Here is a 16,818-nt window from a genome sequence, read left to right on the forward strand (position 1 = left end):
GTGGCCGCTGGTACGGATGAAGCCGAGATCGCCGCGGGATCGCCGTGCGCTCGGCCAGAGCTCATAAACCCGCCGGGGATGACTGGCGATGAATAGCCCGATTCTACACCGCTGCGGCCTTGAGGGAATGGCGTTGTGATAATTGGCCGTTGGCGCAGGCCGCAAGGTAAAGGCCTTGGCGTCGGCTGCCAGGCTTTGGGTAGACTTGCGCGCTTCGCACCCCACTGGCCAAAAGGATTTGCAATGCCTGCGATAAGTCGATCTTTACTGTTCTACCTGGCCATTGGCCTGCTGCAAGGCCTGGTGTTCCTCTTCGCCAGGCACATCCAGATTGATATCGCCGGGCTGCCATTTGGCCTGTGCGCCGCCGTGCTGGTGGCCGGGGTCAACCTGCAACTGCTCGGCAGTGCGGTGTTGCAACGCGGTACCGCCTGGCTGGTCCTGGGCCTGACGCTGCTGATCGGCTTTATCAGCAGCTGGACCTTCAGCCAGGACACCCTGGGCTGGGTCTGGCAGAGCTCATGGCTGGCCGCGGTTGTGGTGACCTACATCGGCACCGCCTTCATCCTCAGCTGGCCGACCCGCGAAGGGCTGCGGCCGCGTTATGAAGACCTGTTCCGGCATGCCTGGAACAACATCTTCATCGTCCTCCTGGCGCTGCTGTTCACTCTGTTGTTCTGGCTGCTGCTGTGGCTGTGCGGGCGCTTGTTCCTGATGCTCGGCATCCCCCAGGTCGAAGATGTGCTGACCTCGGCGCCAGTGGTGCGTATCGGTCTGGCTGTGGTGTTCTCCCTGGGGATGCGCATGGGCCTGGAGAACGAAAAGGTCATCGGCCTGTTGCGCGGTGTGCTGCTGACCCTGTGCCGTGTGTTGCTGCCACTGAGCGCACTGATCGCCTTGCTGTTCAGCCTGATGCTGCCGTTTACCGGGTTGCAGCCGATCTGGAACACCGGCTACTCGACCACCATCCTGCTGTTGCTGGTGGCCATCAACCTGTTTTTGGTCAACGGCGTGTTCCAGGATGGCCATCAGGCCAATCCTTATCCGGGTGTGCTCAAGCGCCTGGTCGAGGCCTGCTTGCTGTGCTTGCCGGTGCTGGTGGCGTTGGCGGGCTATTCAAGCTGGTTGCGGGTGAATCAGTACGGCCTGACGCCTGAGCGTATTCTCGCCCTGTTGCTGATTGGTGTGATGCAGGTGCACAGCCTTGCTGCGTTGTGGGCGGTGTTCGCCTCGGGCAAGGGCTGGCTCAATAGCCTGCGGGTCAGTAACCCGTGGATTGCCCTGCTCAGCGCGGTGTTGGTGGTGCTGTTCTATACCCCGCTGCTGAACCCTTTGCAGCTCAGTGCCAACAACCAGGTCGAGCGTCTGCTTAGCGGGCGCACCGCGATCCAGGAATTCGATGCCAGAACCTTGTATCACGGCCTGGGCAAGCCGGGACGTGAGGCGTTCACGGCGCTGCAAGAGCGGCTCAAGACTGACGAGCTGTTCGACGCTGAAGGGCGCAAGAGGCTGCAGTGGATCATGGAAGAATCCCACGCGCGGTATGGCGAAGACACTCGTGGGCCGAAACTGGAATGGTTGGGCCCCGAGCAGCCTGGCAGCGAGGCGTTCGCCAAGATGGTCATGGCCGAGACTCAATGCACCGGCAGGGGCTGCTTTCTGTGGGGCGTGGACATGGACGGCGACGGGCGCAACGAAGTGTTGATGATCCCGCGGCACACCTACGCATCCAGCGTTTTTCTGTTTGCCCGCGAGGGCAAGGGTGAGTGGCGCGAAGTCGGTAGCCTGCACAGTATTCGCGATAACACCGAGCGCCTGGTTCAGCTGATCCGCCATGGCCAGATGAAACCGGTGATGCCGCGCTACAAGACGCTGACCATTGATGGTGTCGACCTGACCTGGCAGCCCAACCGCTAGCGTCTTGCAGGCGAAAAAAATCCCGGCACCAGGCCGGGATTTTTTATTGCGCCACGCCTTAGCTGTTGGGCAGCAGGCGGCAGGTGATGCTCTTGATGTAGCGGGTTTCCGGGATCGCCGGGTGCACCGGGTGATCCGGGCCCTGGCCGCCGCGCTCGAGCAGCTGGATGTTGCGGTCCAGGTGACGGGCGCTGGTCAGCAGGATGTTCTGCAGGTCGTCTTCAGGCAGGTGCATCGAGCACGATGCGCTGACCAGAATGCCGTCCTTGGTCAGCAGGCGCATGGCTTGCTCGTTCAGGCGGCGGTAGGCGCCTTCGCCGTTTTTCAGGTCTTTCTTGCGCTTGATGAAGGCGGGCGGGTCGGCCACGATTACGTCGAAACGCTCTTCGGAGGCCTTGAGCTCTTTCAGCGCTTCGAACACATCGCCTTCGATGCAGGTCAGCTTCTCGGCAATGCCGTTGAGCCCGGCGTTACGCTCGACGCCGTCCAGAGCAAAGCCCGAGGCATCGACGCAGAACACTTCGCTGGCACCAAAGGCACCGGCCTGCACGCCCCAGCCGCCGATGTAGCTGAACAGGTCGAGCACGCGCTTGCCCTTGACGTACGGCGCCAGGCGCGCGCGGTTCATGCGGTGGTCGTAGAACCAGCCGGTCTTCTGGCCTTCCATGACCGGCGCTTCGAACTTCACGCCGTTCTCTTCCAGGGCCACCCATTCCGGCACCAGGCCGAACACGGTTTCAACGTAACGGCCCAGGCCTTCGGCGTCGCGCGCGGCCGAGTCGTTCTTGAACAGGATGCCGGTGGGCTTGAGCACCTGGACCAGCGCGGCAACCACGTCATCCTTGTGCTGTTCCATGGTCGCCGAAGCGAGCTGGACCACCAGGATATCGCCGAAACGATCGACCACCAGGCCCGGCAGCAGGTCGGAATCGCCGTACACCAGGCGGTAGAACGGCTTGTCGAACAGACGCTCGCGCAGCGACAGGGCTACGTTGATGCGGTGCACCAGCAGCGACTTGTCCAGGGCCAGCTTGGCGTCACGCGACAGCAGGCGGGCGCAGATCAGGTTGTTCGGGCTCATGGCTACGACGCCCAGGGCCTTGCCGCCGGCGGTCTCGAGGATCGCCTGGTCACCGGCCTTGAAGCCATGCAGCGGGGTCGCGGCGACGTCGATTTCGTTGCTGTAGACCCACAGGTGGCCGGCGCGCAGGCGGCGGTCGGCATTGGCTTTGAGACGAAGGCTGGGCAGGGACATGACGTCGCTCCGGGAAAAAAGAGCGGGATTATAACCCGATGCCTGACGCCTCGATGGGGAATAGCGACAAATTGCAACAGAGCGATGGCCTTTAGCTTCACCGCTGGCCAGTACGATCAGGTTAGAATCGCCGCTCAGCCCCGAGTGTGTACTTATGTCCCAGGAACTCTCCGCCGAACAGATTCAGCATGCCCTGCAAGGCATCAGCGTACCGCCGCAGCCGCAGATCATGGTTGACCTGCAGTTCGAGCAATACATGCCCGACCCTGACCTGGAGGTGATCGCCAAGCTGATCTCCCAGGACCCGGGCCTGTCCGGCGCGCTGCTCAAGCTGGTCAACTCGCCGTACTACGGCCTGACCAACAAGATCGCCTCGATCCAGCGCGCGGTGAACCTGCTCGGCAGCCGCTCGATCATCAACCTGATCAACGCCCAGTCGATCAAGGGCGAGATGAGCGACGACACCATCGTCACCCTCAACCGTTTCTGGGACACCGCCCAGGACGTAGCCATGACCTGCCTGACCCTGGCCAAGCGCATCGGCTCGCAGGCGGTGGACGAAGCCTATGCCCTGGGCCTGTTCCACGATTGCGGCGTGCCGTTGATGCTCAAACGCTTCCCCGAGTACATGAGCGTGCTCGAGGATGCCTACGCCAGCGCCGGTGCCGAGCAGCGGGTGGTCGACACCGAGAACCAGGTGTTCAACACCAACCACGCGGTGGTCGGTTACTACACCGCCAAGTCGTGGCGCCTGCCCGAGCACCTGAGCAACGCCATCGCCAACCATCACAACGCCCTGGCGGTATTCAGCGATGACTCGGCGCGCAACAGCCAGCTGAAAAACCTGCTGGCGATCCTGAAAATGGCCGAGCACATCTGCGCTTCGTACCGGGTGCTGGGCAACCAGAGCATCGACCACGAATGGAATACCGTCGGGCACCTGGTGCTCGATTATGTCGGCCTGTCCGAGTATGACTTCGAGAACCTCAAGCAGACCATTCGCGAACTGGGCGGTCACTGATCCATGCCGGAATTGCCAGAAGTCGAAACCACCCGGCGCGGTATTGCGCCTTACCTGGAGGGCCAGCGGGTCAGCCGGGTAATCGTGCGCGACCGGCGCCTGCGCTGGCCGATCCCCGAGGACCTCGACATTCGCCTTTCCGGGCAGCGCTTCGTCAAGGTCGAGCGGCGCGCCAAGTACCTGCTGCTCAATGCCGAAGTGGGCACCCTGATCAGCCACCTGGGCATGTCCGGTAATTTGCGCCTGGTCGAGATTGGATTGCCGGCGGCCAAGCACGAGCATGTGGATATCGAACTGGAGTCGGGCCTGGCCTTGCGCTACACCGACCCGCGGCGCTTCGGCGCGATGCTTTGGAGCCTCGATCCGCTCAACCATGAGCTGCTGATCAAGCTCGGCCCGGAGCCGTTAACCGATCTGTTCGACGGCGAGCGGTTGTTCCAGCTGTCGCGGGGCAAGTCGATGGCGGTCAAGCCGTTCATCATGGACAACGCGGTGGTGGTCGGGGTTGGCAATATCTATGCAACCGAGGCGCTGTTCGCTGCCGGTATCGACCCGCGCCGCGAAGCCGGGGGCATTTCCCGGGCGCGCTACCTGAAGCTTGCGATCGAGATCAAGCGCATCCTCGCCTGCGCCATCGAGCGCGGCGGCACCACCTTGCGCGACTTTATCGGCGGCGACGGCCAGCCGGGCTACTTCCAGCAGGAACTGTTCGTCTACGGGCGCGGGGAAGAGCCGTGCAAGGTCTGCGGCAGCATCCTGCGTGAGGTCAAGCTTGGCCAGCGCGCCAGCGTCTACTGCCCGCGCTGCCAGAAGTGAAGGTGCTCAGCGCGGGCTGAGCACTTGCGCGGCGCCCACGCCGCGGGGGTCGCTGGCGGCTTCGAGGGTTTGCCCGGCCTTGTCCCAGTACAGCACTTGCTGATTGCCATAGCTGCGGCCCAGGTCCTTGAGCGGGTAGCCGCGCGCCTGCAGCTCGCGCTGCTGCCCAGTGCTGAAAGCCCCCGGTTCGTGCTCGACCACATCGGGCAAGTACTGGTGGTGATAGCGCGGCACCGCCGGCCATTCGGCCACCGGCCGGCCCTCAAGAAAGCCCATCATCGACAGCAGCACCATGCTCGGAATACGGCTGCCGCCCGGCGTGCCGAAGGCGGCGAACTGGGTCGGGCTCTCGATAAAGCTCGGGCTCATGCTCGACAGCGGCCGTTTGCCGGCGGCCACGGCATTGGCCTGGCTGCCGGCCAGGCCGTAACTGTTGCTGCCATGCGGGTCGGCGGCAAAGTCGTCCATTTCGTTGTTCAGCACCACGCCGGTGCCCGGGGCAGTAAACGCGGCGCCGAACGGCAGGTTGACCGACAGCGTCGCGGCCACGGCATTGCCGTCAGCGTCGATCACTGCAAAGTGGGTGGTGTGATCGCCCTCGCGCCAGGCCGGGGCGGGCGGCAGGCTGCTGCTGGGCGTTGCCTGGTGGACGTCGATGCTGTCGGCCAGCGACGTCAGGTAATTCCGCGCGAGCAGCTGTGGTATCGGATTGCTGACGTAGTCCGGATCGCCGAGCAGGCCGCGGTCACGGTAGGCCCGGCGCAATACTTCCAGTACGTAGTGGCTGCGCTGTACAGGCTCGGCGCTCTGCCAGGGCAGGCGCTGCAGCATCGCCAGGCTCTGGGCCAGGGCCACGCCACCGGCCGAGGGCGGCGGGGCGCTGATCAGTTCGCGTTGATTGGCCAGCTGGTAGCGCAGCGGCTCGCGTTTGGCGGTGCGGTAGTTGGCCAGGTCATCCAGGCTCCAGATCCCGCCTGCGGCCTGTACCCCCTGCACCATGGCCTGGGCGGTCGGGCCGGCATAGAAACCGTCGCGGCCCTGGCTGGCGATACGTTCAAGGGTTATGGCCAGTTGCGGTTGGCGGATTTTAGCGCCCAGGGCTGGCACTTCACCGTTGTTCAGGAACAGACGGGCGCTTTCTGGATCGTCGCGCAGTGCGCTCAAGCGCATCTGCGCGCGGTCGCGATAGATGCGGTCGACGGCAAAGCCCTGATTGGCCAGGCGAATAGCCGGGGCCAGGGTACTTTTCAGCGGCAGCTTGCCGTAATGGGCAGCAAGGTCGGCGAGGGTTGCCGGCAAGCCGGGAATCGCCGCCGCCAGCGGGCCATTGATCGACAAGCCCGGCTGGACCTTGCCGTCCTTGAGGTACATGACTTCGCTGGCCTTGCCAGGTGCGCGCTCGCGGGCATCGATAAAGGCATAGCGGGCGGGTGTGTCGCCCTCGCGCAGCAGGAAGAAGCCGCCGCCGCCCAGGCCTGAACCATAAGGCTCGACCACCGCCAGCGCGGCGCTGACGGCAATGGCGGCGTCAAAGGCGTTACCGCCCTGCTCGAAAATTTCGCGTGCGGCGGCAGTCGCGTCGCTATGCGGCGTGGCAATCGCCGCGCGGCCCGGGCCTTGTGCCTGGGCACTGGCCATCCCCAGCGCCAGGACGGCGCCAAGGACCAGCGGGGCAAGCCGGGCGACGAACGGCATCAGGCCTTGCCGGTAATTCGGCGGTATTTTTCCATCAGCTGCTCTTCGCTCTCCGGATGCGCTTCATCCAGCGGGATGCAGTCAACCGGGCAGACTTGCTGGCATTGCGGCTCGTCGTAGTGGCCGACGCACTGGGTGCACAGGTTGGGGTCGATCACGTAGATCTCTTCGCCTTGAGAGATCGCAGCGTTCGGGCACTCGGGTTCGCAGACGTCGCAGTTGATGCAATCGTCGGTGATGATCAGGGACATGGGGACTCCGGCCAGGGCTCAGAACCCGGGCATTTGAAAACCAATGGGCACAATTGTGCCGCATTAGCGCCCGCAGTGCACGCGGGCGCCGTGGTCAAATCGCCGATGTCACTTCTTGAAGCGTTCGGTCAGGGCCTCGGCCACCACCGGGTGGACGAATTTAGTGATGTCACCGCCCAGCGCCGCGATTTCCCGGACCAGGGTCGAGGAAATGAACGAATAGCGCTCTGAAGGGGTGAGGAACAGGCTCTCGACGTCGGGCGCCAGTTGGCGGTTCATGTTCGCCAGCTGGAACTCGTACTCGAAGTCTGAAACCGCCCGCAGGCCGCGCAGGAACACATTGGCCTGCTGTTCCTTGGCGAAATGCGCCAGCAAAGTGGAGAAGCCGATGACTTCGACATTGGGCAGGTGCTTGGTGACCTCGCGAGCCAGTTCCACCCGTTGCTCCAGCGGGAACAGTGGGTTTTTCTTCGGGCTGGCGGCGACCGCAATGATCACCTGGTCGAACAGCCGCGAGGCACGCTCGACCAGATCGCCATGGCCCTTGGTAATAGGGTCGAAAGTACCTGGGTACAACACTCGGTTCATCGCGTCGTCCTGGCAGGAGTGCGTTGGGGAGTCGGATGGTATCGCAGCAGTGGCGGTCGGCCAAGTCGCCCGACCACGCTGAAGGCACTATAGACAGTGCGGCCATTTGTTGTCATCTGCCAGCCACCAGGCGCGCGGCCAGGGCGTCGCTGAGCCGGGCACTGAGGCCGTACACCGACAATTGCGGGTTGGCGCCGATGCTGGTGGGGAACAGCGAGCCGTCGTGAATCGACAGGTTTTCCAGCTGATGGTGCCGGCCCAGGCTGTCGCACACCGCCTGGCGCGGGTCTTCGCCCATGGCGCAGCCGCCCATGACATGGGCGCTGCCCAGGCGGGTACGAAACAGTTCAAGGTTCAGGCCGTCGATCATCTGCCGCGCTTCGGCCAGGTTTTTTGCATGGCGGGCATCGCTGTGCACCGGCATCACGCTGTCGGCGCCAGCGGCGAACTGGATCTCGGCCATGCTCTGGAAAGCCCGGCGCACGCCGTCCCAAGCATAGGCCGACAGCGGGTAGTCGAGCACCGGCGAGCCATCGCCGCGCAACTGCACCTCGCCGCCGACGCTGTCCGGGTGAAAACCATCGCGCAGCAGGGCGAGCATCACGTGGGTGTGCGGCAGTTGCTCCATGCGCAGGGCGTTGTCCTTGCCGAAGCTGCCCAGCAAGGTGCTGGCCAGCGCCGGGTGCAGGGGCGGCACCTCGAGCTTGTAGCCCATCGGCCCGCTGACGCCGTCGCGCCACTGGAAATGGTCGGAGTAGATCGACTGCGGCGCGCCGTAGAACGGATTGACCTTGTCCTTGAACAGCCCGGCGCTGAAGTTGACCAGGTGCAGGAAGGTGCGCTTGCCCAGGCGCTCATGGGGGTCCGGAGCGTCCGAGCGCAGCAGCAGGCCGGGGCTGTTGATGCCGCCACCGGCAAGGATGTAATGCCGGGCCTTGACCCGGATCTGCCGGCCAGTGGGCTCGACGCAGCGCGCGTCCATGGCCACGCACTGCAGGCCGCTGATCTGTTCGCCGTTGTGTTCCAGGCGCTCGGCGCGGGCCAGGTACAGCAGCTCGCCGCCGTGCTCAAGGGTTGCCGGAATGCTGGTGACCAGCATCGACTGCTTGGCGTTGACCGGGCAACCCATGCCGCAATAGCCCAGGTTCCAGCAGCCGCGCACGTTGCGCGGGATCACTTTCCAGCTGTAGCCCAGCGCTTCGCAGCCGCGGCGCAGTGCTTCGTTGTTGGCGTTGGGCGGCATGATCCATGGCTCGATACCCAGGCGCTGTTCCATGCGTGCGAACCAGGGCGCCAACTCGGCGCTGCTCAGGCCTTTAACCCCGTGTTCGCGGGCCCAGTGCTCCAGGGTTGGCGCGGGGGTGCGAAAGCTCGAGGTCCAGTTGATCAGGGTGGTGCCGCCGACTGCGCGGCCTTGCAGGATGGTGATGGCGCCGTCCTTGCTCATGCGCCCGATGCCTTCCTGGTAGAGGCTGGCGTAGGCCTGGTCTTCGAGCATGTGAAAGTCGCTGCTGGTTTTCAGCGGGCCTTCTTCGATCAGCAGTACCTTGAAGCCTGCAGCACTGAGCAGCTCGGCACTGGTGGCGCCGCCGGCGCCGCTGCCGATAATGGCGATGTCGGTTTCAAGGCTCAGGTCCTGGTCCAGGCGCGAGGCGTCACGGGTTTTCCAGCCACGGCCAAGGCCGTCGCGAAACAGGTCGGGTACGGGCATGTTCAGCCTCTTGTGGTTATCGGTGGATCAGACCTTGGGTGGCCCTGGGTAGCCGCAATGGGCCCAGGATTGCGGCAGTTCGTACCAGGCCATGTGCAGCAGTTGCAGCAGCGAGGCATGGCCCATGCGCAGCAGGTTCAGCGAGCTGTCCTGCCAGCGCTGCAAAAAGGCCTCGATCTGCACGCTGCTGGCGTTGTCCCAACTGCCCCAGATGCCGGTCAACGGCCCGCGGGTGAGCGCCATGGCGAGCACGTCGAACAGTTGCCGGGTCAACTTGAGCATGGCCGGCGACAGCGCGGCGAGCTTGTTGTCCAGCCCGCGCCGCAAGGCTTCGCGGTTGTCCGCCGCCTGGGTGCCAGCCAGGACTACCGGAATCAGCGCGTGGAGGATCGGCAAGTCGTTTTCGCGCAGGGTAATGAAGCCGCTGGCCGGTGTTTGCGCCGAGCAGCCGCTGAGGCTGGCGCCCAACCCGGCGGTGGCGAGCAAGGCGCTGGCGCCGAGGGTGAACTTGAGCAGCCCACGCCGGCTCAGCGCGGGGTTTACAGGCAGGCTTGTGGTCATTGTTATCAGGCCCGAGGGTGGTTTTTCAGCGAATGAACAGTGTGTACACCAGCTTGAGCAGCCCCTTGCCGTAAGGCGGGTAGATTAGCCGCGCGGCGTTGAAACGCTGCTTGGCGAACACCGCCTTGGCCTTGCTGAAGGTCAGGAAACCTTCATGGCCGTGGTAATGGCCCATGCCCGAGGGGCCAATGCCGCCGAACGGCAGGTCGTCCTGGGCGACGTGCAGCAGGGTGTCGTTGAGGCATACGCCGCCAGAGTGGGTCTGTTCCAGTACCCGTTGCTGCTCGCTGCGCTCGTAGCCGAAGTAATACAGCGCCAGTGGGCGCGGGCGTTGATTGATGTAGGCCAGCGCCTGGTCGAGGCTGTCGTAGGGCACCAACGGCAGCAGCGGGCCGAAGATTTCGTCCTGCATCACACGCATGTCGTCGCTGACCCCGAGCAGCAGGTGCGGCGGCAGGCGCCGGCCCTGGCGTGGCTCCTGTGGGTACAGGTCGATAATCTCGGCGCCCTTGCTGCGGGCATCCTCGAGATAACTCTCCAGGCGGGCCAGGTGGCGCGGGTTGATGATCGCGCTGTAGTCCGGGTTGTCGGCCAGGGTCGGGTAAAAGCGCCGCACGACGTCGCGGTAGGCCGTGGCGAAGTCCCCCAGGCGATCACGTGGCACCAGCACGTAGTCGGGAGCCACGCAGGTCTGGCCGGCGTTGAGGGTCTTGCCGAAGGCGATGCGTTCGGCGGCGTCGGCCAGCGGCACGCTGGCCGAGACAATGGCCGGCGATTTGCCGCCCAGTTCCAGGGTCACTGGCGTTAGGTTGTGCGCGGCGGCGAGCATCACCTGGCGGCCGACGCTGGTGGCCCCGGTAAACAGCAGGTGATCGAACGGCAGGCGCGAGAAGGCCTGGGCAACGTCGGCCTCACCCAGCACCACGCTGACCAGGTCTTCGGGGAAGATCTTGTCGAGCAGTTGCTGGAGCAACAGGCCGGTCGCCGGGGTTGCTTCGCTGAGCTTGAGCATTACCCGGTTGCCGGCGGCCAGGGCGCAGGTCAGCGGGCCGATGGCAAGAAACAGCGGGTAGTTCCACGGCACGATGATGCCGACCACTCCCAGCGGTTGGTACTGGACCTCGGCGCTGGCCGGCTGGAAGGCCAGGCCGACCTTGCGCCTGGAGGCTTTCATCCACTGCTTGAGGTGCTTTTCGCCATGGCGCAGGCCCTGAATGCTCGGCATCAATTCGGCCAGCAGGGTTTCGTTGGCGCTACGGCCAGAGAAGTCCTCGTTGATCGCTGCGATCAACGCGTCCTGTTGCTCCAGCAGGGCTTCGCGCAGGCTTTTCAGCCATTGCCGGCGCTGTGGCGCAGAGGGCAGGGGGTTGCCGGCAAAGGCCTGGCGCTGGGTGGCGAACACCGCGTCAAGGGCGGCGAATTCGGTGGGCGGCAGGGAGCGGGTAGCGTCGGCGAGCATGCGAAACTCCACGGCAAGGCAGGTTTTCTAGAGCATATACTCTAATATGTGCCCGGTGCGACTGTTTTTCACAGCGCCTGCGGGTACATACCGGTGTGGATACACCGTAAGATGGACCTATTCATTCAAGCTCAACGCCTGGAATTGATCATGGCCCCGCGTATCAAGACCCGCGAGCGCATCGTGCAGAACAGCCTGGAGCTGTTCAACCAGCAGGGCGAGCGCAGTGTCAGCACTAACCACATTGCCGCGCACATGGAGATTTCGCCCGGCAACCTGTACTACCACTTCGCCAACAAGCAGGAAATCATCGCCGTGCTCTTCACCCAGTATGAAGAGCTGGTGGAAAGCTTTTTGCGCCCGCCCCAGGGGCGTGTTGCAACAGTCGAAGACAAGCGCTTCTACCTCAAGGCGTTGCTGGCGGCGATGTGGAACTACCGCTTTCTGCACCGCGACCTGGAACACCTGCTCGACAGCGACAAGGAACTGGCCGCCCGTTACCGGCGCTTCTCCCAGCGCTGCCTGCTGCAGGGCCAGGCGATCTACCGCGGCTTTGTCGAGGCCGGCATCGTCGAGATGGACAGCGTGCAGATCGAGTCGCTGACCCTCAATGCCTGGATCGTGCTTACGTCCTGGGTGCGTTTTCTCTGCACCACTCGCGAAAATTCCGCGCACTTGAGTGAAGAAGCCTTCAAGCGCGGTGTCTATCAGGTATTGGTGCTGGAGCTTGGCTTTGTCACCGCCAAGGCGCGCCCCGCCGTCGACGCGTTGTGCCAGGAATTCTACGTTTCGCTTAACCAGGCGCTGGAGCAATAACGCCCGGGCCTTATCCGTTCAATCGTTCAGGAGACTGTCATGCCCCTCGCGCAACTGATCACCGCCCAGCAATTGGCCGAACGCCTGGAGGCGCCGGCGCTGGTGATTCTCGATTGCCGTTTTGCCCTGGAAGACATCGATTATGGTCAGCGCAGCTATGCCGAGGGGCATATTACCGGGGCGCACTTTGCCGACCTTGAGCGCGACCTCAGCGGGCCAATCATCAAGGGCGTGACCGGCCGCCACCCGTTGCCGGACCCGGAGCGTCTGGTCGAGCGCCTGCGGGACTGGGGCATCGACAACGACAGCGAAATCGTCCTCTACGACGACGGCCCAGGTGCCTTCGCGGCCCGGGCCTGGTGGCTGCTGGCCTGGCTGGGCAAGCGCAGTGGTGTATTCATCCTCGATGGCGGCCTCAAGGCCTGGCACGCGGCCGGGCTGCCGCTGAGCCTTGATCCGCCGGTCAAGCGCGAAGGCAACTTCAGTGGTGAGCCGGACGCCAGCCTGGTGCTGGATGCTGCGCAGTTGGGCGAGCGCCTGGGCAAGCCGGAGCTTACGTTGATCGATGCCCGTGGCCTGCCGCGCTTTCGCGGCGAGGTCGAGCCGATCGATCCGGTGGCCGGGCATATTCCCGGTGCACAATGCGCAGCCTTTACCGACAACCTCGGCGCCGACGGGCGGTTTCTGCCGGCCGAGCAGCTCAAGCAGCGCTTTGCCCAGAAGCTGGACAAGCGTTCGCCAGAGCAACTGGTCGCTTACTGCGGGTCGGGGGTGACGGCTTGCCACAACCTGTTTGCCCTGGCGCTGGCGGGGTATCCGCTGGGCAAGCTGTATGCGGGCTCGTGGAGTGAGTGGATTACCGACTCCAAGCGGGCGGTGGCCACTGGCGACTGAAAAGCATCGCGGGTCAGTTTCCAGCCAGCCACTGCGGAATCCGCCGCTCCAGGTAATACCCCGGGTTGCGCACGCTGCCATCGACAAACCCCACATGTCCGCCCCGCGCATGCAGCTCAAAGGTGGTCTGCGCCGCCAGTTCATTGGCTGCTGGCAAGCTATGGGCGAACACGAAGGGATCATCGCTGGAATGGATGATCAGCGTCGGCGTGCGGTTCTCGCCCAGAAAATACCGGCTGGAAGCACGTCGGTAGTAGTCCTTGGCATCGCTAAAGCCATTGAGCGGCGCGGTCACCCGGCCGTCGAAATCCCAGAAGGTGCGCAGGTTCTCCAGCGGCCCCAGGCGCTCCAGCGCGGCCAGCCCTTCGTGGTGGCCGTGATGCTGAAAGTGGCGCTGCTTGTCCTTCACATAAGCGAGCATGGCGCGCATGAAATGCGCCTGGTACACCCGGGAAAAGCCCAGGCCGATGCGATCGGCGCACTGGTCCAGGCGAAACGGCACCGACACCGCCACTGCCGCCTGCAACTGGCTGGCCGAGCCGGCTTCGCCCAGGTGCTTGAGCAGCACATTGCCGCCCAGCGAGTAACCCACGGCGTATAGCGGTGCCTGCGGACGCTGCGCGCGCAGGTGATCAATGGCTTCGGCCAGGTCTTCGCTGGCACCGGAATGGTAGCTGCGTGGCAGCAGGTTGGGTTCGCCCGAGCAGCCGCGCCAGTTCAGCGCCACGCTGGCCCAGCCACGGTCGGCCAGGGCCTGCTGCATGCCGATGACGTACGGCGAGCTGGACGAGCCGGTGAGCCCGTGCAGCACCAGCACCACCGGGGTTGTCGCTTCATGGGGGCCGTGCCAGTCGAGGTCGAGGAAATCGCCATCAGCCAGCCACAGACGTTCGCGCTGGCGGCTCAGGGCCGCTGACTTGCGCCACAGCGGCCCCCAGAGCGTCTGCATGTGCGGATTGCCCAGCCCCAGGGCGGGTTTGAAGGGGCTGGGGGTTGAGGCAAACATCGTGGCGTACTCGCAGATCTGTTTCAGACAAGTGTATGTCCGGTTACTGGCAGTTGCCCGCACCGATCAGCCGGTCGCAGGCTCGATGTTCGGCAAGGCGTCTTGTTCGACCGTCGGGCCGACACTGATTTGCACCAGCTTGTCGAGCTTCAGGTGTTTTTTCAACGCGACTTTCAGCTGATCCAGGGTCAGCGCCTGAAGCTTGTCGAGAAACGCCTGGCGGTTGTCCAGCGGCAACTGGTTGACCCCGGTGTGGGTCAGGATATCGCTGATCTGCTGGTTGCTCACTGAACCCAACAGGTAGCTGCCGCGCAGCTTGTGCTTCGCGCCTTCAACCTCCTGCGCGGTCGGGCCCTGTGCTGCGTAGTCTGCAAGCAATTGCTCGAGCAACGCCATGCTGGCATCACGGTACCTGGCCTCGACCGCAGTGGTGAAGGTCCAGAGGCCGCTGGCAGGGTGCTGGATCAGCTTTGATCTGGCGCCATAGGTCAAACCACGTTGGCTGCGCAGTTCATCGAACAGGCGCGAAGTCGCGCCGGGGCCGCCCAGTATCAGATTGGCCAGGGTCAGCGCCGGTGCATCGGCATGGTGCACGCTGATGCCGGGTATGGCAAACAACAACAGCGCCTGGCTGCCCGGATGCTCAAGGTGATAGATCTCCGGCTCGAAAGCAGCGGGCACGGGTAAAGGTGAGAGTGCCGGCCCGTCGGGCAGTGCTGACGAAACTTGAAGCGCAATGGCTTGAGCCTGCTCAAGCGAAAGGTCACCGACCAGGGTGATCAGTGCATTGCCCGCAGCGAACGCTTGCTGGTGAAATGCGCGGATATCGGCAATGGTCAGCGATTCAATTGCCTGCCTGGTGCCGGTGCTGTTCGTCGCATAGGGGTGATTGGCGTAAGCATGTTGGTAAAGCAGGTCGGTGGCCCTGTAGTTCTGGAACTCCTGGCGTTGTATGAGCTGGCTGGTGAGCTGATCCTTGATCGCCTGCAGCTTGTCATCGGCAAGTTGCGGTTTGCCGAGCACATCTGTCAGCAAGCCGACGGCTTTGCTGCTGTGCTCCTGGCTGCTGAGGCTGCGCAGTGTTACGGCCAGGCTGTCTCGCCCGGCCTGCTTGTGAAACTGTGCGCCGACCGCATCGAAGCCTTCGGCAATCTGCAGGGCATCGTACTGGCCTGCGCCCTCATCGAGCATGCCCAGGGTGAGTTGTGCCAGGCCTGCTGCGCCATCATCGCGGGCGCTGCCGGCAGCGAATACAACCTGCAGGTCAAACATCGGCAAATGGTTGTTCTGCACAAACAACACCTGGCTGCCCTGAGGCGTGTGCCACGATTCGATCGGCAATTGAGGGATGCTTGTCAGGGGGGCGGTGGATTTCAGGGATTGCAGCTCAGCCGCAGCGCTCTGGGCGTATGCAGTGACAGATGCTATCAACAGGACGATCGGTAAAAGGTTTCTCCTGAACTTATTCATCATCGACCTCCTTGGCCTGCAGGTAGGCGACCGTAAGCCGTTCGCGGGTGAAGAAGGTGTTGGCAGCCTGCTGTAGTTGTTCAGGCGTTATTCGCGCCAGGTCGTCGGCATCATTGTCCAGTTGAGCGGCTGGCAAGCCACTGCCGAGCAGGGCAGCCAAGTCGCCGGCCTGATAGTCGAGGGTGTCGCGGGCGAAGGTGTTTTCTGCCAGCAGCAGTGTTCGCGCCCGGGCAAGTTCGTCAGGTTCGGGAGGGTTTTTTTTCAGTGCCTGCAGTTGTGCCCAGATCGCCGCTTGCAGTTCGTCCAGTGGCCTGGGCTGAACGGTATTGATTGAAGCCTGGATCTCGAACAGGTTATCGCCCCTGGCCACCGGGTCGTAGCTGACTTCAGGGCGTGTCAGCAGAGTTTGCTGGCGCTCCAGCCGGGTGCTGAGGCGGGCGCTTAAGCCTTTGCCCAGCAGGGCCGAAAGCAGGCGCAAGGCATGCACGTCGGTTGCCGACGCTGCGCTGGCATAGGTCGGCACGTTGAAGGCCATGACCAGGGTTGGCGTACTGACATCTTCGTAGACCGTAACCTGACGGGGGCCGGGGGCAGCGGTCTGAAGGGGCTTTTTAATGAACGGCAGGTCTTGGCGGGGGAAACCGGCAAAATACTTTTCAACCTCGCGTTTCACCACATCGCGCCGCACATCGCCAACGATGATCAGCGTGGCATTGTTGGGCGCGTACCAGGTGTGATACCAGGCGCGCAGTTCATCGTTGTGCATGCGCTGCAGATCGCTCATCCAGCCGATCACCGGGGTGTGATAGCTGCTTTGCGGGTAGGCAATGGCCTGCAGTTGCTCAAAGAGCCTTAGCAATGGTTCGTTATCGACATTCTCTCGCCGCTCAGCCTTGACCGCTTCGATCTCGCGAACGAACTCGTGTTCGCTCAGCACTGCGCCTTTGAGCAGATCGGCATTGAGCTCCAGCGCTACAGCCAGCCGATCACTGGGGAGCGTCTGATGATGCACGGTGAAGTCACGGAGGGTGTAGGCGTTGTCCTCGCCGCCCAGGCGTTCGATGATCTGTGAGAGCTGACCCGGGGCGGTCTTGGCACTGCCTCGGTAGAGCAGGTGTTCGAGGGCGTGGGACAAACCGGACTGCCCGGGGTATTCGTGACTCGAACCGACCTTGACCAGCATATGTGTGGTGACCACGGGCGCCCGGCGGTCTTCGCTGATGACTACGTGCAGGCCGTTGTCGAGGGTGAACTCATGGCGAATGGAGGGTTCGGCCAGGGCCTGGCCTGATAGCAGAAACAGGCCGAGCAGGCTGCTCCTGAGGGAGGTGCGTCGATCCATGACAGTGATCCTTGTG

15 protein-coding genes are annotated in these 16,818 nt (G+C 63.7%); 5 read left to right on the forward strand and 10 right to left on the reverse strand.

Going from position 1 to position 16,818, the window contains the following annotated elements:
- Nucleotides 1–243: 243 nt before the first annotated feature.
- On the forward strand, nt 244–1,917 hold the full coding sequence (locus LOY34_RS01140; RefSeq protein WP_045201869.1) for a DUF4153 domain-containing protein: 1,674 nt from the start codon (nt 244–246) through the stop codon (nt 1,915–1,917).
- A 58-nt stretch (nt 1,918–1,975) separates the two neighbouring features.
- Here the strand turns inward: LOY34_RS01140 and LOY34_RS01145 are convergent, their stop codons facing one another.
- Nucleotides 1,976–3,172, reverse strand: coding sequence for a class I SAM-dependent rRNA methyltransferase (locus tag LOY34_RS01145; protein ID WP_010222172.1), 1,197 nt, complete (start codon nt 3,170–3,172; stop codon nt 1,976–1,978).
- A 154-nt stretch (nt 3,173–3,326) separates the two neighbouring features.
- Between LOY34_RS01145 and LOY34_RS01150 the strand changes: the two genes are divergently transcribed.
- Together LOY34_RS01150 and mutM are read left to right on the forward strand one after the other, a co-directional pair.
- Nucleotides 3,327–4,193 (forward strand): HDOD domain-containing protein, encoded by an 867-nt coding sequence (locus tag LOY34_RS01150; protein ID WP_045201871.1) that lies wholly within the window; start codon nt 3,327–3,329, stop codon nt 4,191–4,193.
- Between the two features lie 3 nt (nt 4,194–4,196).
- On the forward strand, nt 4,197–5,009 hold the full coding sequence (mutM, locus tag LOY34_RS01155) for a bifunctional DNA-formamidopyrimidine glycosylase/DNA-(apurinic or apyrimidinic site) lyase (protein WP_045201873.1): 813 nt from the start codon (nt 4,197–4,199) through the stop codon (nt 5,007–5,009).
- 6 nt (nt 5,010–5,015) lie between these two features.
- Here mutM and ggt read toward each other — a convergent pair whose 3' ends face one another.
- The 6 genes from ggt to LOY34_RS01185 form a co-directional block, all read right to left on the reverse strand.
- Complete coding sequence (gene ggt / locus LOY34_RS01160; protein ID WP_258664185.1) at nt 5,016–6,704, reverse strand: gamma-glutamyltransferase; 1,689 nt, start codon at nt 6,702–6,704, stop codon at nt 5,016–5,018.
- A complete protein-coding gene (locus LOY34_RS01165) occupies nt 6,704–6,955 on the reverse strand; it encodes a YfhL family 4Fe-4S dicluster ferredoxin (RefSeq protein ID WP_093377271.1) in 252 nt (83 codons plus the stop codon). The genes ggt and LOY34_RS01165 overlap by 1 nt, the downstream gene beginning before the upstream one ends.
- A gap of 108 nt (nt 6,956–7,063) precedes the next feature.
- A complete protein-coding gene (coaD, locus tag LOY34_RS01170; RefSeq protein ID WP_038997673.1) occupies nt 7,064–7,543 on the reverse strand; it encodes a pantetheine-phosphate adenylyltransferase in 480 nt (159 codons plus the stop codon).
- 112 nt (nt 7,544–7,655) lie between these two features.
- A complete protein-coding gene (locus LOY34_RS01175) occupies nt 7,656–9,254 on the reverse strand; it encodes a GMC family oxidoreductase (RefSeq protein ID WP_195885449.1) in 1,599 nt (532 codons plus the stop codon).
- A gap of 27 nt (nt 9,255–9,281) precedes the next feature.
- Nucleotides 9,282–9,815, reverse strand: a complete 534-nt coding sequence (locus tag LOY34_RS01180) for a twin-arginine translocation pathway signal protein (RefSeq protein ID WP_258664187.1) — start codon at nt 9,813–9,815, stop codon at nt 9,282–9,284.
- 25 nt (nt 9,816–9,840) lie between these two features.
- Complete coding sequence (locus tag LOY34_RS01185) at nt 9,841–11,274, reverse strand: coniferyl aldehyde dehydrogenase (protein ID WP_258664189.1); 1,434 nt, start codon at nt 11,272–11,274, stop codon at nt 9,841–9,843.
- A gap of 150 nt (nt 11,275–11,424) precedes the next feature.
- Between LOY34_RS01185 and LOY34_RS01190 the strand changes: the two genes are divergently transcribed.
- Together LOY34_RS01190 and LOY34_RS01195 are read left to right on the forward strand one after the other, a co-directional pair.
- Nucleotides 11,425–12,090, forward strand: coding sequence for a TetR/AcrR family transcriptional regulator (locus LOY34_RS01190; protein ID WP_045201895.1), 666 nt, complete (start codon nt 11,425–11,427; stop codon nt 12,088–12,090).
- 39 nt (nt 12,091–12,129) lie between these two features.
- Nucleotides 12,130–12,984, forward strand: coding sequence for a sulfurtransferase (locus tag LOY34_RS01195; protein ID WP_195885452.1), 855 nt, complete (start codon nt 12,130–12,132; stop codon nt 12,982–12,984).
- A gap of 13 nt (nt 12,985–12,997) precedes the next feature.
- On the opposite strand, the gene LOY34_RS01200 is transcribed toward LOY34_RS01195, so the two are convergent.
- The 3 genes from LOY34_RS01200 to LOY34_RS01210 all read right to left on the reverse strand — a co-directional run bounded on the left by LOY34_RS01200 (nt 12,998) and on the right by LOY34_RS01210 (nt 16,802).
- Nucleotides 12,998–13,990: a hydrolase gene (locus tag LOY34_RS01200; protein ID WP_093377251.1), complete on the reverse strand. Its 993-nt coding sequence runs from the start codon at nt 13,988–13,990 to the stop codon at nt 12,998–13,000.
- A 66-nt stretch (nt 13,991–14,056) separates the two neighbouring features.
- Entirely contained in the window at nt 14,057–15,331 is a 1,275-nt protein-coding gene (locus LOY34_RS01205; RefSeq protein ID WP_195885453.1) for a pitrilysin family protein, read from the reverse strand.
- A 121-nt stretch (nt 15,332–15,452) separates the two neighbouring features.
- Complete coding sequence (locus tag LOY34_RS01210) at nt 15,453–16,802, reverse strand: pitrilysin family protein (RefSeq protein WP_258664192.1); 1,350 nt, start codon at nt 16,800–16,802, stop codon at nt 15,453–15,455.
- Nucleotides 16,803–16,818: the final 16 nt, after the last annotated feature.

The organism is Pseudomonas sp. B21-009 (genome assembly GCF_024749345.1).
In the GTDB taxonomy this organism is placed as follows: domain Bacteria; phylum Pseudomonadota; class Gammaproteobacteria; order Pseudomonadales; family Pseudomonadaceae; genus Aquipseudomonas.

What these genes read in the sequence shown, in the direction of transcription:
- LOY34_RS01140 (WP_045201869.1), top strand. Translation starts at nt 244, where the DNA reads ATGCCTGCGATAAGTCGATCTTTACTGTTCTACCTGGCCATTGGCCTG.
- LOY34_RS01145 (WP_010222172.1), bottom strand. Translation starts at nt 3,172, where the DNA reads ATGTCCCTGCCCAGCCTTCGTCTCAAAGCCAATGCCGACCGCCGCCTG.
- LOY34_RS01150 (WP_045201871.1), top strand. Translation starts at nt 3,327, where the DNA reads ATGTCCCAGGAACTCTCCGCCGAACAGATTCAGCATGCCCTGCAAGGC.
- mutM (WP_045201873.1), top strand. Translation starts at nt 4,197, where the DNA reads ATGCCGGAATTGCCAGAAGTCGAAACCACCCGGCGCGGTATTGCGCCT.
- ggt (WP_258664185.1), bottom strand. Translation starts at nt 6,704, where the DNA reads ATGCCGTTCGTCGCCCGGCTTGCCCCGCTGGTCCTTGGCGCCGTCCTG.
- LOY34_RS01165 (WP_093377271.1), bottom strand. Translation starts at nt 6,955, where the DNA reads ATGTCCCTGATCATCACCGACGATTGCATCAACTGCGACGTCTGCGAA.
- coaD (WP_038997673.1), bottom strand. Translation starts at nt 7,543, where the DNA reads ATGAACCGAGTGTTGTACCCAGGTACTTTCGACCCTATTACCAAGGGC.
- LOY34_RS01175 (WP_195885449.1), bottom strand. Translation starts at nt 9,254, where the DNA reads ATGCCCGTACCCGACCTGTTTCGCGACGGCCTTGGCCGTGGCTGGAAA.
- LOY34_RS01180 (WP_258664187.1), bottom strand. Translation starts at nt 9,815, where the DNA reads ATGACCACAAGCCTGCCTGTAAACCCCGCGCTGAGCCGGCGTGGGCTG.
- LOY34_RS01185 (WP_258664189.1), bottom strand. Translation starts at nt 11,274, where the DNA reads ATGCTCGCCGACGCTACCCGCTCCCTGCCGCCCACCGAATTCGCCGCC.
- LOY34_RS01190 (WP_045201895.1), top strand. Translation starts at nt 11,425, where the DNA reads ATGGCCCCGCGTATCAAGACCCGCGAGCGCATCGTGCAGAACAGCCTG.
- LOY34_RS01195 (WP_195885452.1), top strand. Translation starts at nt 12,130, where the DNA reads ATGCCCCTCGCGCAACTGATCACCGCCCAGCAATTGGCCGAACGCCTG.
- LOY34_RS01200 (WP_093377251.1), bottom strand. Translation starts at nt 13,990, where the DNA reads ATGTTTGCCTCAACCCCCAGCCCCTTCAAACCCGCCCTGGGGCTGGGC.
- LOY34_RS01210 (WP_258664192.1), bottom strand. Translation starts at nt 16,802, where the DNA reads ATGGATCGACGCACCTCCCTCAGGAGCAGCCTGCTCGGCCTGTTTCTG.